Source organism: Carboxylicivirga linearis (assembly GCF_018271995.1).
Lineage (GTDB): Bacteria > Bacteroidota > Bacteroidia > Bacteroidales > Marinilabiliaceae > Carboxylicivirga > Carboxylicivirga linearis.
Map to the genome: position 1 here is coordinate 1 of NZ_JAGUCO010000021.1, position 12,413 is coordinate 12,413.

Annotated in this window: 11 protein-coding genes; 5 read left to right on the forward strand and 6 right to left on the reverse strand. The window is 35.8% G+C overall.

Features of this window, described 5'->3' with window-relative positions:
• Positions 1 to 104 precede the first annotated feature (104 nt).
• A complete protein-coding gene (locus KEM10_RS18580; RefSeq protein ID WP_212217867.1) occupies positions 105 to 551 on the reverse strand; it encodes a nucleoside deaminase in 447 nt (148 codons plus the stop codon).
• A gap of 129 nt (positions 552 to 680) precedes the next feature.
• Here KEM10_RS18580 and aspS point away from each other — a divergent pair, with 129 nt between their 5' ends.
• Entirely contained in the window at positions 681 to 2,438 is a 1,758-nt protein-coding gene (gene aspS / locus KEM10_RS18585) for an aspartate--tRNA ligase (protein WP_212217870.1), read from the forward strand.
• A gap of 69 nt (positions 2,439 to 2,507) precedes the next feature.
• Here aspS and KEM10_RS18590 read toward each other — a convergent pair whose 3' ends face one another.
• Positions 2,508 to 3,653, reverse strand: coding sequence for a 1-acyl-sn-glycerol-3-phosphate acyltransferase (locus KEM10_RS18590; protein WP_212217873.1), 1,146 nt, complete (start codon positions 3,651 to 3,653; stop codon positions 2,508 to 2,510).
• Between the two features lie 234 nt (positions 3,654 to 3,887).
• Here KEM10_RS18590 and KEM10_RS18595 point away from each other — a divergent pair, with 234 nt between their 5' ends.
• Positions 3,888 to 4,229, forward strand: coding sequence for an STAS domain-containing protein (locus KEM10_RS18595; RefSeq protein WP_212217876.1), 342 nt, complete (start codon positions 3,888 to 3,890; stop codon positions 4,227 to 4,229).
• A gap of 154 nt (positions 4,230 to 4,383) precedes the next feature.
• Here the strand turns inward: KEM10_RS18595 and KEM10_RS18600 are convergent, their stop codons facing one another.
• Together KEM10_RS18600 and miaB are read right to left on the reverse strand one after the other, a co-directional pair.
• Positions 4,384 to 4,728 (reverse strand): carboxymuconolactone decarboxylase family protein, encoded by a 345-nt coding sequence (locus tag KEM10_RS18600; protein WP_212217879.1) that lies wholly within the window; start codon positions 4,726 to 4,728, stop codon positions 4,384 to 4,386.
• Positions 4,729 to 4,734: 6 nt separating this feature from the next.
• The gene (miaB, locus tag KEM10_RS18605; protein WP_212217882.1) at positions 4,735 to 6,096 is read right to left on the reverse strand and encodes a tRNA (N6-isopentenyl adenosine(37)-C2)-methylthiotransferase MiaB; all 1,362 of its coding nucleotides are present in this window, start codon (positions 6,094 to 6,096) and stop codon (positions 4,735 to 4,737) included.
• Positions 6,097 to 6,311: 215 nt separating this feature from the next.
• Here miaB and KEM10_RS18610 point away from each other — a divergent pair, with 215 nt between their 5' ends.
• The 3 genes from KEM10_RS18610 to KEM10_RS18620 all read left to right on the forward strand — a co-directional run bounded on the left by KEM10_RS18610 (position 6,312) and on the right by KEM10_RS18620 (position 9,670).
• A complete protein-coding gene (locus KEM10_RS18610; RefSeq protein ID WP_212217885.1) occupies positions 6,312 to 7,154 on the forward strand; it encodes a universal stress protein in 843 nt (280 codons plus the stop codon).
• Between the two features lie 68 nt (positions 7,155 to 7,222).
• On the forward strand, positions 7,223 to 7,660 hold the full coding sequence (locus tag KEM10_RS18615) for an SPOR domain-containing protein (RefSeq protein WP_212217888.1): 438 nt from the start codon (positions 7,223 to 7,225) through the stop codon (positions 7,658 to 7,660).
• Positions 7,661 to 7,768: 108 nt separating this feature from the next.
• Positions 7,769 to 9,670 carry an amidophosphoribosyltransferase gene (locus KEM10_RS18620; protein WP_212217891.1) on the forward strand — a complete coding sequence of 634 codons (1,902 nt, stop codon included), beginning with the start codon at positions 7,769 to 7,771 and terminating at the stop codon, positions 9,668 to 9,670.
• Between the two features lie 47 nt (positions 9,671 to 9,717).
• On the opposite strand, the gene KEM10_RS18625 is transcribed toward KEM10_RS18620, so the two are convergent.
• Both KEM10_RS18625 and KEM10_RS18630 read right to left on the reverse strand, forming a co-directional pair.
• Positions 9,718 to 10,857 (reverse strand): serine hydrolase domain-containing protein, encoded by a 1,140-nt coding sequence (locus tag KEM10_RS18625; protein WP_212217894.1) that lies wholly within the window; start codon positions 10,855 to 10,857, stop codon positions 9,718 to 9,720.
• Positions 10,858 to 10,868: 11 nt separating this feature from the next.
• Positions 10,869 to 12,353 carry a dihydrolipoyl dehydrogenase family protein gene (locus KEM10_RS18630; RefSeq protein ID WP_212217897.1) on the reverse strand — a complete coding sequence of 495 codons (1,485 nt, stop codon included), beginning with the start codon at positions 12,351 to 12,353 and terminating at the stop codon, positions 10,869 to 10,871.
• Between the last annotated feature and the right edge of the window lie 60 nt (positions 12,354 to 12,413).

Genomic DNA, 12,413 nt, shown 5'->3' on the forward strand with positions numbered 1-12,413 from the left:
GCAGCGCCGATGGTACTGCGTAGAAGTGGGAGAGTAGGTCGCCGCCCTTTTTTAGGAAAACCCGTTGTTCAATCATGAGCAACGGGTTTTTTTGTGTTTATTGGTTATCGTTTCTTTCTAAAAAATCGCTGGATAATCTCTTTGCATTCTTCTTCCATTATGCCTTTTGTTATTTCAGTTTTTGGATGGGTTAATACTGGGGAGCAGCGTTCATATCCTCTTTTTTCATCATTAGCACCAAATACAAGCCTTTTTAATTGTGCCCAGTTTAATGCTCCAGCACACATTGTGCATGGTTCAAGAGTTACATAAAGGGTGCATTGATTTAAGTATTTTCCTCCTAAAAATTCGGATGCAGAAGTTATAGCTAACATCTCAGCATGTGCAGTCACATCGTTTAGTGTTTCAGTTAAATTATGAGCCCGAGATATTATTTGTCCTTCACAAACAACAATAGCTCCCACAGGTACTTCTTCTTTTTGAAATGCTTTTTCAGCTTCTATGAAGGCTTGTTTCATAAAGTATTGGTCAGAAAAGTTTATTTGATCCATATTTATTATTAATCCGATTGTTATACGACTATATAATTACTTTTTTCTTACTATTTTCGCAAAGTTAAATTTAAACGAGAGAATTACTGCGTACAATTATACTTTTGCAGTAGTAAACAAAGAATTACAATGTACAGAACACATACCTGCGGTGAATTAAGAAAGGAACACTTAGACCTATCTGTAACGTTAAGTGGATGGGTACAGAAAGTACGTAACTTAGGAGGAATGACTTTTATCGATCTGCGTGACAGATACGGTATTACTCAACTTGTTTTTAATGAAGAATTGCATAAAGAATTATGTGAGAAAGCGAACGATTTGGGTAGAGAGTTTGTAATTCAAGTTAAAGGTGTTGTTGCGGAACGTAGTAGTAAAAACTCAAAAATTCCAACAGGAGAAATTGAGATCTTGGTGGAAGAATTAAAAATTCTAAATTCATCAGAGTTACCTCCTTTTACAATTGAAGATAACACAGATGGGGGTGATGAATTACGAATGAAATATCGATATCTTGACTTACGTCGAGCACCAGTTAGAGATAATCTGGTTCTACGTCATAAGATGGGTTTCGAAATCCGTAATTATTTAAATACACAGAATTTTATTGAAACAGAAACACCTGTCTTAATAAAGTCTACTCCTGAAGGAGCACGTGACTTTGTGGTACCTTCTCGCATGAATGAAGGACAATTTTATGCCTTGCCTCAGTCACCACAAGTGTTTAAGCAGTTATTGATGGTAGGTGGTTTTGATCGCTATTTTCAAATTGTAAAATGTTTTCGTGATGAAGATTTAAGAGCCGATCGTCAACCTGAGTTTACGCAGATTGATTGTGAGATGTCGTTTGTAGAGCAAGATGACATTTTAAATACATTCGAAGGGATGACCAAACATCTATTCAAAACCATAAAAGGTATTGAACTAGATTACGAATTTCCACGATTATCATATGCTGATGCCATGAAGTATTATGGATCAGATAAGCCTGATACCCGTTTTGAAATGAAGTTTGTTGATATCACCGAAGACGTTAAGGACTCTGAATTTAAATTATTCAGCACGACTGATTATGTTGGAGGTATTTGTGCTAATGGTTGTGCTGATTATTCACGCAAGCAGTTGGATCAGTTAACAGATTTTGTTAAGAAACCACAGATCGGAGCTGGAGGTTTGATCTATATTAAATACAATGCTGATGGATCGGTAAAATCATCCATTGATAAATTTTTTAATGCGGATCAACTATTAGCGTTAGGTGAGAAGTTTAATGCAAAGGCTGGTGATTTGGTTCTTATTTTGGCAGGAGCTTTAAATAAAACGTTAAATGCACTATGTGAGTTGCGCCTTGAAATGGGTTCTCGATTAGGTTTAAGAGATAAAAATTCATTTTCTCCACTATGGGTTGTAGACTTCCCATTATTGGAATGGGATGAAGATACTGAGCGTTTTTATGCGATGCACCATCCTTTTACTTCTCCAAAAACCGAAGATTTCGATTTGTTGGAAAAAGATCCTGGAAAAGTAAGAGCTAATGCTTACGATTTAGTGATTAATGGTGTTGAGATAGGTGGTGGTTCCATCCGTATCTTTAATGATGAGTTACAGCAAAAAATGTTTAAGCTGCTAGGCTTTACTGAAGAAGAAGCAGAAGCTCAATTCGGATTTCTGATGAATGCCTTTAAGTATGGAGCGCCTCCTCATGGTGGTGTAGCATTTGGATTTGATAGATTAGTAGCTTTGTTTGCTGGGATAGATTCTATTCGTGATGTAATTGCATTTCCAAAAAATAATGCTGGTCGCGATGTAATGATTGATTCTCCTTCGCCAATTAGTGCTGATCAATTAGAAGAATTAAATATTGCGTTGACTTTAAAAGAGAAGTAAAAAAACGCAAAAGCATAAAAAAATCCGCAAGAGTCATCTTGCGGATTTTTTTTGCATTATATAAATTTATTATTTCTCGTCTGATGTGTAAAAATTCTTCACCGGGTTGGCATACATTTCTAAAAGTACATTATGAAGATAATCTCTGTCGCCATCAATTCGAGACAAATGTTCATCTAAATAGCCCAAAAAGATGGATTTATCTTCTTCTGTGTATTTTTTAGTGTGTCTGGTATGATTGGTAAATAAATCATCAGCTATAAAATTACCTGGGAAAAATTTGTAGTTATTGTGAATTTGCTGATCAATCATTTCTGCTAATTCTTGTAACTGATCGTTTTTAGGTAATTCATTTAATTTTTGCAAATGACTATGGTTAATGGGTTTTCCGAAACCAAAATGAACACGACCTTTTCTACCTCTTAATCCGGCGCCCATGTGTTTTAAATCATCCGCCTGCGACTTTTTATATTCCGGATTATCTCTTTTCATTTGAAACTCCAGAGCCTTTAAATAATCACACGGATCATATTCGTACGAGATAGAAACAGGTACAATATTTAATTCGCCAAAATTCTCAGCAAAAGTTCCCGTTCCACTCATATTCATCATCTTTAAAAGACTGATTTGAGTTCTGTCATCACCATCTTTTGATCTTCCTTCTCGCTGGGCTATCCAAATACTTTGATTTCGTTCAGCAAGTGTTTTTCTGATGTAATGTGATAGTCTGGTTGAACTTTCCATCATTTGACGAACAGGCAGATTGCGATTGACAATGAAAGTCTTATTTAATTTAACCAGGTCGGTGATCCATGGAAATATCAATAGATTATCGCCGATAGCAATTTCTGTTGTGTTAAAGTTATTTTCTACCATTAATATATTTAGGATGGCAGAATCCAACACAATATCGCGGTGATTAGATATGAATAAGTAATGACCATTCGGATCAAGATCAGTTAAGCCCGAATGTGTAATTCCTTTGGTTGTAGTTCGTAAAACTTCTTTTACATATGGATAAATGACTTCAGCCTGAAACTCATTTATACTTTGGATACTTAATAGCTTTTTAAGAAAATTTTCAGTTGAAAAATTGGGATAAAGGAACTTGATTAATTCTAAAAAATCATGTTCGTTCTTTAATCGTTCAAAAACTTCGTGTATTTCGTTGTCTTTATAAGGACGAATCGAATCAAAGTTTAACTCATTTATCATGTTATACTATAAAATGTTTGGTGCAAAATTAGCTTAATCTATTGGTAATAGAAAGTATATAGGCTTTTATTAATGCTTGAGGAGTTTAAATTGATAAAAAGTGTCCATAATATGGAATACATTCTTTATAATGGAATAATGAATAGGTGGGTAAAATTTAAATACCAGTAAATCAAGTATATATAAATTGTGGTACGGGGCTTGTTTAATGAATTGGCATAAATACCCGAAGCCATGAATATTAAAGTTTTTAAAAATACCACATTAGTATCGTTTGAGAAAGAGGAGAACATAGATTTAAAAAACTCTGGTGATCTTAAATCTCGCATGATGGATATATTAAAGCGACCATTCACAAATTTAATTGTGGATTTGGAAAAAGTAGAGAAGGTAGATGATGATGGATTGAATGCTTTAATGGCAGTACAGCGTTTGTCAGAGATGAATCAAAGTCAGCTGAGTCTGTTTAATGTGAAGGAGGGAGTGCTTAAATCAATGAAAAAGCATGAACTCGATAGGTATTTCTTTTTTTGTGACCGTCCAAAGCCCTTTTCTGATGACCTATTATTGGTTTAATTAGTAAAGGAAAGACCGGGAAGTGCGCTTCCCGGTTTTATATTTAAAAATATTTTAAATTAGAAAAGCAGAAGGTTGAATGTCTTCTGCTTTTTTGTGTAATACAAAAAAGCACCCTGTTAAGGTGCTTTCTAATATATTATTAGGAGTTTTATTATTTTTCGTGTAATAATTCCCAGTATTCAATGGCTCTTCGTGTGTGAGGAATAACTATGGTGCCTCCTACTAAATTGGCAACGGAAAAGATTTCCATCATTTCATCGTTTGTAACACCTTGTTCATGGCATTTCTCCAAATGATATTTAATACAATCATCACAACGTAAAACCATAGAGCTTACCAAACCTAGCATTTCTTTTACTTTGGTTGATAAGGCACCTTCCATGTAAGTGTTGGTATCAAGATTGAAAATTCGCTTAATTACCTTGTTGTTACCGGCCAGAAGTTTTTCATTCATGGCCGATCGATACTCTCTGAATTCTTTAATTTTTTCGTTCATAATGGGTTATTTTATTGAGATGCCTTTTAAAGTTGCAGATCCAGCTTCTGTTACTTTAACGGAAACAAAATCACCGGTCTTGTAATTTTCTTTTGGAAATACAACTACTTTATTCTGTGAGGTTCTGCCAAATAGTTCATCTTTCGATTTTTTAGATGTACCTTCAACCAAAACCTCATATGTTTTTCCAATATCAGCTTTATTGCTTTTAATCGATAGTTCAGTTTGAAGATCAATTATTTCCTGTAAGCGTTTTGATTTAACTTCTTCTGGCACGTTGTCTTCAAGGTGTTTGCTTGCATAGGTTCCTGGACGCTCAGAATATTTAAACATAAATGCGGAATCATAACCAACCCATTTCATTAGATTAAGGGTCTCTTTATGATCTTCGTCTGTTTCATTATGGAAACCACAGAATACATCTGTCGATAAACCACATTCGGGCAGTATTGTTTTAATAGCAGAGATACGTTCCATATACCATTCCCTGTCGTATTTGCGGTTCATTAGTTTAAGTATTTTACTACTTCCCGATTGTAACGGTAAATGAATGTGCTTGCAAATATTTGGATGTTTAGCCATTACTTTTAAGGTTTCGTCACACATGTCTTTAGGATGCGAGGTGGTAAACCTTATTCTCATATCAGGAAAATTACCTGCTACAAAATTCAACAGGCCAGGAAAATTAAGTTTATTGCATTCATTTCCCGTCCAGTTATAAGAATTAACATTTTGGCCTAAAAGGGTGATTTCTTTGAAGCCTTTATCTTGTAAGTCCTGAATTTCTCTTTTAATGCTTTCGGGTTGTCGGCTTCTTTCTCTTCCGCGTGTGTATGGAACAATGCAGTATGAGCAGAAGTTATTGCAGCCTCGCATAATAGAAACAAATCCTGAGATTCGATTTTTACTAATTCTTGATGGAACAACATCAGCATATGTTTCATTGGTAGATAATTCTACGTTAATGGCTTTTTCGCCATTTTCAGCCATTCCAATTAAATTAGGTAAATCCATGTAGGCATCTGGTCCTACTACAATGTTAGCGCCTTTTTCAAAAAGCTGATCCTTTACCCTTTCGGCCATACAACCAATAATGCCAATAATCAAATCAGGATTATTTTTTCGCATTGCAGTCAGTTGTTGCAAGCGTCCCATAACTCTTTGCTCAGCATTATCTCTGATGGAGCATGTATTAATGAAAATAGCATCAGCCTGATCCATTTCGTAAGTTACTCCATAACCATCCATCTCCATCACAGAGGCTACCACTTCACTGTCGGCAACATTCATCTGACATCCGTACGTTTCGATAAATAGTTTTTTACCTGATTTTGTCGATGTCAAAGGTTTTACATTATTAAAGTTCATTTCGTATTGTATGGGAAATATTAGACTTCTCGGTTTGCGGGTGCAAATGTAATGCATACTTTCGCATTGGCCAATATAAGCAGTTGTTTTAATTGATATTAACTAACATTCCAAAAAATGGAAACTGAGATTTTTTTGATGGTATAATGTTTTGAAAGGTAAATGAATCCATCAAAATTTTATTATATTTAAATATAAATCAAAATCCAACTTCCATGAAAAGAGTATTAATCCCTATTGATTTTTCTGAAGCAGCAATTAATGCAATGGAATATGGAATTGCAGTAGCAAACCATATTAATGCTAATGTGAGATTAATGCATGTTAAAACGGGTTTATCTTACGCACCTACATATGCAAAAAATCAGGCAGAATACAGGTTGAATGAAAAAGTGGATCAGTGGTTAAAGGAATTGCTTGAAAAATATGATGCCGAATATGTAGTGCCAGGTGGAAAGTTTGATTATAAAGTACGAGAAGGAAATGTAGTACACGAAATCAGCAATCAGGCAAAATACGATGATTCGAGTATGATTGTTATGGGGGCGCATGGAGATTCTGGTTTTCAAAGTAAATGGATTGGGAGTAATGCTTATAGTTTAGTAGCTCATGCTCCCTGCCCTGTTATGGTATTAAATCAGGAGATGAAATGGAATGGAGGAATTAGAAAAATAGTGGTGCCTGTTGATTTTTCGAAACCAAGTAGAAAAAAAATACCGGTTGTTGCCGGGATCGCAGCAGCTTTTAAGTCAAAAGTTTTTTTAGTCACAATGCGAGAAACAAAACTGCAGTATTTGCTAAAACGTGTGGCTATGTTTAATCGTCAAGTGGAAAGATATTTTGTTACCCGAGCTGGTGTTGAAGTAGAAAAATCTGTTTTGGTTGGAGCAAAGCCAGTTCAAAAAATTATTGATTTTGCAGAAGAAAAAGATGCAGATTTAATTACTGTGCATATAAATCATAGTCATAATCCTTTCGCAAATATTTTTAAGCCTTTTGCTAATGAGTTAATAAATAGTTCGACCAGGCCTATTTTTGTTGTGCCTACCTATGAATAAAATAATAACTACTGATGAGTTTTAAATGCTAAGATTATTTATCTTTGTGGCTTCCAAAAAGGAATAGAATGAAGCATTTTCTTATCATTATAATAACATGTATTGGTTTTGGTTTTAGTACAAAGGCACAAAATCTAACAGAGGAAGTACAGACCATAAAAGAGGGACAAGGAGTTGTTACCATTCATCAGGATCAGGGAATAGATTTTTTGATGGAAACAATGGTGAAAGAGAATGAACGTAAAGGAGGAGTAGATGGCTATCAGATTCAGCTTTTTTCAGGATCTGGTCCACAAGGCAAGCGCAATGCAATGGATGTTAAAACCAAAGTTCTGGAAGAGTTTCCGGATGCTAAAATTACCACCACTTATAATCCACCATTTTGGAGGGTTAGAGTAGGTAGTTACAGGAATAAGCATGAAGCCTTACCTTTGCTCAAGGACTTGAAAGAGTTTTTTCCTAACTGTTATGTAGTTAAGGGAATGGTAAGAATGGAAGAATTGTAAGTAAGATAGAAATAGCCGGAGTAATCCGGCTTCTTTATTTTATATAGTCCAAGTTGGGCGATTGAAAAATAGAATTTAAATTTGCGCATCATTTTTTAAGGAGAAAACATGAGTGATCAGATTAAGCACGAGTGCGGTATTGTTCTTATACGTTTATTAAAACCGTTAGAGTATTATCAGGAAAAGTACGGTACATGGATGTATGGTTTAAATAAACTGTACTTGTTAATGGAGAAGCAGCACAATCGTGGACAGGATGGTGCAGGAGCAGTTAACTTAAAGATTGATCAGGAGGCGGGGAAAAAGTATTTTTTCAGACAAAGATCGAACAAGACAAATCCTATAAAGGATATTTTTGAGAAGATTAATGAGCCATTGGTTAAGTTGCAGGATCATGAACCTGAGTTGTTGAAAGATCCAAAATATGCTAAAGAGAACTTACCATTTGCCGGAGAGCTCTATTTAGGCCACTTGCGTTACGGAACCTTTGGGAATCACAGTATTGAATACGTGCATCCTGTTATGCGAGAAAATAACTGGAGATCGCGTAATTTGGTAATGGCAGGTAATTTTAATCTTACCAATGTTGATGAGATCTTCAAATCTCTTTTTGATTTAGGTCAGCATCCTAAAGATTATACCGATACGGTTACCATACTTGAAAACGTTGGTCACTTTTTAGATGAAGAAAACCAAATGTTATTCAGAAAGCATAAGAATGAAGGGTTGAGTAATCGTGATATCTCATTTGCTATTGAGCAGGAATTGGATGTTCGTGAGATTCTGGAACGTTCAAGTCGTCGTTGGGATGGAGGATATGCTTTAGCAGGATTAATTGGTCATGGTGATGCCTTTGTAACTCGTGACCCTTGGGGTATTCGTCCGGCTTGTTACTACAAGGATGATGAGATTGTGGTAGTAGCATCGGAGCGTCCGGTTATTCAAACTGCTATGAATGTTCGTTCAGTGCAGGTACAGGAATTAAAACCAGGACATGCTTTAATTATTAAAAAGGATGGCACTGTTACTGAAGAGTTAGTAAGAGTACCTCAAAAGCGTACTTCTTGTTCGTTTGAGCGTATTTACTTCTCTCGTGGTAGCGATAAGAAAATCTATCTCGAACGTAAGGATTTAGGTCGACTATTAGCTAAAACACTACTTGAGAAAGTAAATTACGACGTTGAGAATACGGTATTTTCATATATACCAAATACTGCTGAGACTGCCTTTTATGGAATGATGGATGGTGTCCGTCAGGAATTGGATCAGGTTAAGAAGCGGAAAATTCTTGACAAAGGAAAAGATATTACTCCTGAAGAATTGGATGAGATATTAGCTGTTGAGCCAAGGGTTGAAAAGATAGCTATCAAAGACGTTAAGATGCGTACTTTCATTGCTGATGACGATAGCAGGGATGATATGGTGGCTCACGTTTACGATGTTACTTATGGTATTGTAAAGAATGGGGTTGATACTCTTGTTATTATTGATGACTCAATTGTTCGAGGTACTACTTTGAAGAAAAGTATCCTAAGAATTTTAGATCGTCTTCATCCAAAGAAAATTATTGTTGTTTCATCAGCACCTCAAATTCGTTATCCTGATTGTTACGGTATCGATATGGCTAAGTTGAAAGATTTCTGTGCTTTCTCAGCAGCTATTGAGTTATTGAAGGACTCAGGTCAGGAGAAGGTTATTGATGATGTTTACAAAAAGTGTAAAGAACAACAGAATCTTCCTAAAGAGGAGATTGTAAACTACGTTAAAGAAATTTACAGACCTTTTACACCAGAACAAATTTCTGCTAAAATTTCTGAAATGTTACGTCCTGAAGATATTGATGCTGAAGTTGAATTGGTATATCAAACCATTGAAAATCTTCATACAGCTTGTCCTGATGATAAAGGAGACTGGTATTTTACTGGTGACTATCCAACACCAGGAGGTAATAAAGTAGTGAATACTTCATATATCAATTTTGTTGAAGGTAATGGCGGAAGAGCTTATTAAGAAGTATACAATATAAGATAAGAGAGGCCGGTTGTTCCGGCCTTTTTTTATTTTAAAAGGTTAATTCCCATTTCTAAGTAGCTGTAAATTTCCGAAGGATGATAGTTTACTTTTACCTTACTTCGCTTGTGTCCTAAGCGAACAATAATGGCATTCTTTTCTGGAATTGAAAAAATATACTGTCCTAATATCCCGCGTGCATAAGGTATTTTCATTCCATCATAATTTAGTATCCAATATTGAAAGCCATAGAAATCAACAGGTTTGTTATCCTCAGTTTTTAAGTAATTGGCAGAAGTTGTAGCATCATTAATGTAATTTTCACTTATGATTTGCTGATTTCTCCAATATCCTTGATGATTGATTAAGGCTCCCAACAAGGCAAAGTCACGGGCATTGCTATTAAAGCAGCAGTATGCTTTTTCTGTTCCATTTTTTTTATCTAGCGACCAAAGTGCATTTTGAGAGGCTCCCATGGGTTTCCATAGTTTTTCAGAAGTATACTCGCTTAGACTTTTACCAGTTGCATGTATTAAAACCTGAGATAGAAGCTGAGAGTCTCCACTCTTATATGAGTAGATCTTGCCTGGATCATCAACGATATACATATCTTTGGCCAAATCTGTCAGGTTGTTTCCATAATAAGCCTTGGTGGTCATTGATAATGGACTTGTGTAACTTTCGTCCCAATTAGAACCACTGCTCATGGTTAACAAGTTTCGAATTTTCAGTTCAGCATTTTTTCCATCATTCATATATGGAAGAAAATCTCCAACTTTTTGGTCTACGGATTGAATGTAGCCATCATCAATGGCTGCTCCTATTAACAGAGAAACAATGCTTTTTGCAGCTGAGAATGAGTTGGTATAAGATTCAGGACCAAAGTCATCCCAATATTCTTCGTAAATAATACTATCATTTTGAATAACCAGGTAGGCAATTGTCTGATAGCTTTCAAGCGTGTCTCTATATTCTGAAGAAAGTTCTGTCTGATTGTAATCTGAAGCTAAAGGCCAAATAAATGCATCATCTGCAGCTATCACTGTTCTGTTATCAAAAATCTTATAATCTTCAATGCCTGGAAACCAATAGGTAAGTGCCATTCTTATATGATGAGGCAACAATAACCATATACCGATTAATAATACAATGATAAATGAAAATCTGAATTTATTGGTTTTTGCCATGATGATGTATTTTATTCAGGATACCACTCTCTGATATGTATTAGATCTGGAAAAGCTTCTTTTTTATAAACCGATTTATTGTTGATCGTCCTCAGGCATTCTTGTATTCCTTCAGGGATGCTAGGGTGAGGATAGAAAATTTTTAATACTTCGTGTATGCTATTTCCTTGATTGATTAGATGGGCTACAGAAACAATAAAAGCTGAAGCCTGTGGGCCTGCTGCTCTCATTCCCAGGATTCGTTGATCTTCGTCGTTGCTTACTAGTATTTTTACAAAACCATTGGTGTTTCGCATTGCAATTGCTCTGTTAACCAGTTTGTTTGAGTAGTAAGCAGCTTTATATGGTATTTTTTTATGTTGCAATATTTTTTCGTTGGCACCAACGGCTGCTACTTCGGGTTTAAAGAACATAAGAGTTGACATGTGTGAGTAGTCAAGAGGATATTGTGGAATATCTCCAATTTTTTCAGCAGCTAACCTTCCTTGAAATTCTGCAACGCTATATAATTGTGTGTGTCCTGTTACATCTCCGGCCGCATAAATATGACAGTGTCCTTTGGCATCGTGTAACACGCAATCATCCTGAATGGGAATGGTTCCATTTGCCATAGCGTTTATTCCTATTTTGTCTAATCCAAGACCTTCGGTATTGGGTATGCGTCCAATAGCAACTAAAGCCACGTCTACTTCAATTACTTTACTGTGTCCATCCTGATAATCAAGAACGACTTCAAGGTGGGTTTGATGTTTTTTGATATTGCGTAGCGTAGCAGTGTGATGAATCAGAACTCCATTTTTCTCCAGGTTATCAGAAACAAAGTCGCTAACATCATCGTCTTCGTATGGAAGAACTCTATGTGATCTGTCTAATAAGTGTACTTCTGTTTGTGCGAAGTTTGAGAAGATAGTTGCAAATTCACATCCGATAATACCGGAACCAATAATTAGCATACGCTCCGGGAATTCTTTTAAATTCAAAATACCATCCGATGTTATAATGCGCTCTCCGTCAATTTGCAGACCATCGTATTCTCTTGGGCGAGAACCGGTAGCAATCACAAAATTTTTACCTGTGATTTCTTGTTTCGAATCACCATTGATAACTTCAATTGATGTAACAGATTTGAATTGAGCCCATCCGTATTCAATGGATAAAGAGCCATTTTCACATTTTTCGGGCGAAAAGGTTTCAATCTGACTGAGCATTTGATATTGTTTTTCCTTAGCAGCTCTGATAACTGTCTTTTTTACTTCGCTGAAGTCGACACTTAAAGAGCCTGATCGAAATCCTCTGTCGGTACGGGCAGCTACTGCATAATCCATGCTGAGCTCATACATGGTTTTTGATGTTAAAGCACCATTCATAATGCCCGCTCCACCCAGATGTTTGCCTTCAACAATGCAAACGTGTAATCCGTAATCAAGGGCTCTTATTGCTGCAGAATATCCTGCCGGACCACTGCCAATAACTACTAAATCAAAATGTTTTATCATAATGGTTCGATTCTGAATAAATATATAAAAAAAAAGAGCTGCAATTGTTTGATTGCAGCT

What these genes read in the sequence shown, in the direction of transcription:
- KEM10_RS18580 (WP_212217867.1), bottom strand. Translation starts at nt 551, where the DNA reads ATGGATCAAATAAACTTTTCTGACCAATACTTTATGAAACAAGCCTTC.
- aspS (WP_212217870.1), top strand. Translation starts at nt 681, where the DNA reads ATGTACAGAACACATACCTGCGGTGAATTAAGAAAGGAACACTTAGAC.
- KEM10_RS18590 (WP_212217873.1), bottom strand. Translation starts at nt 3,653, where the DNA reads ATGATAAATGAGTTAAACTTTGATTCGATTCGTCCTTATAAAGACAAC.
- KEM10_RS18595 (WP_212217876.1), top strand. Translation starts at nt 3,888, where the DNA reads ATGAATATTAAAGTTTTTAAAAATACCACATTAGTATCGTTTGAGAAA.
- KEM10_RS18600 (WP_212217879.1), bottom strand. Translation starts at nt 4,728, where the DNA reads ATGAACGAAAAAATTAAAGAATTCAGAGAGTATCGATCGGCCATGAAT.
- miaB (WP_212217882.1), bottom strand. Translation starts at nt 6,096, where the DNA reads ATGAACTTTAATAATGTAAAACCTTTGACATCGACAAAATCAGGTAAA.
- KEM10_RS18610 (WP_212217885.1), top strand. Translation starts at nt 6,312, where the DNA reads ATGAAAAGAGTATTAATCCCTATTGATTTTTCTGAAGCAGCAATTAAT.
- KEM10_RS18615 (WP_212217888.1), top strand. Translation starts at nt 7,223, where the DNA reads ATGAAGCATTTTCTTATCATTATAATAACATGTATTGGTTTTGGTTTT.
- KEM10_RS18620 (WP_212217891.1), top strand. Translation starts at nt 7,769, where the DNA reads ATGAGTGATCAGATTAAGCACGAGTGCGGTATTGTTCTTATACGTTTA.
- KEM10_RS18625 (WP_212217894.1), bottom strand. Translation starts at nt 10,857, where the DNA reads ATGGCAAAAACCAATAAATTCAGATTTTCATTTATCATTGTATTATTA.
- KEM10_RS18630 (WP_212217897.1), bottom strand. Translation starts at nt 12,353, where the DNA reads ATGATAAAACATTTTGATTTAGTAGTTATTGGCAGTGGTCCGGCAGGA.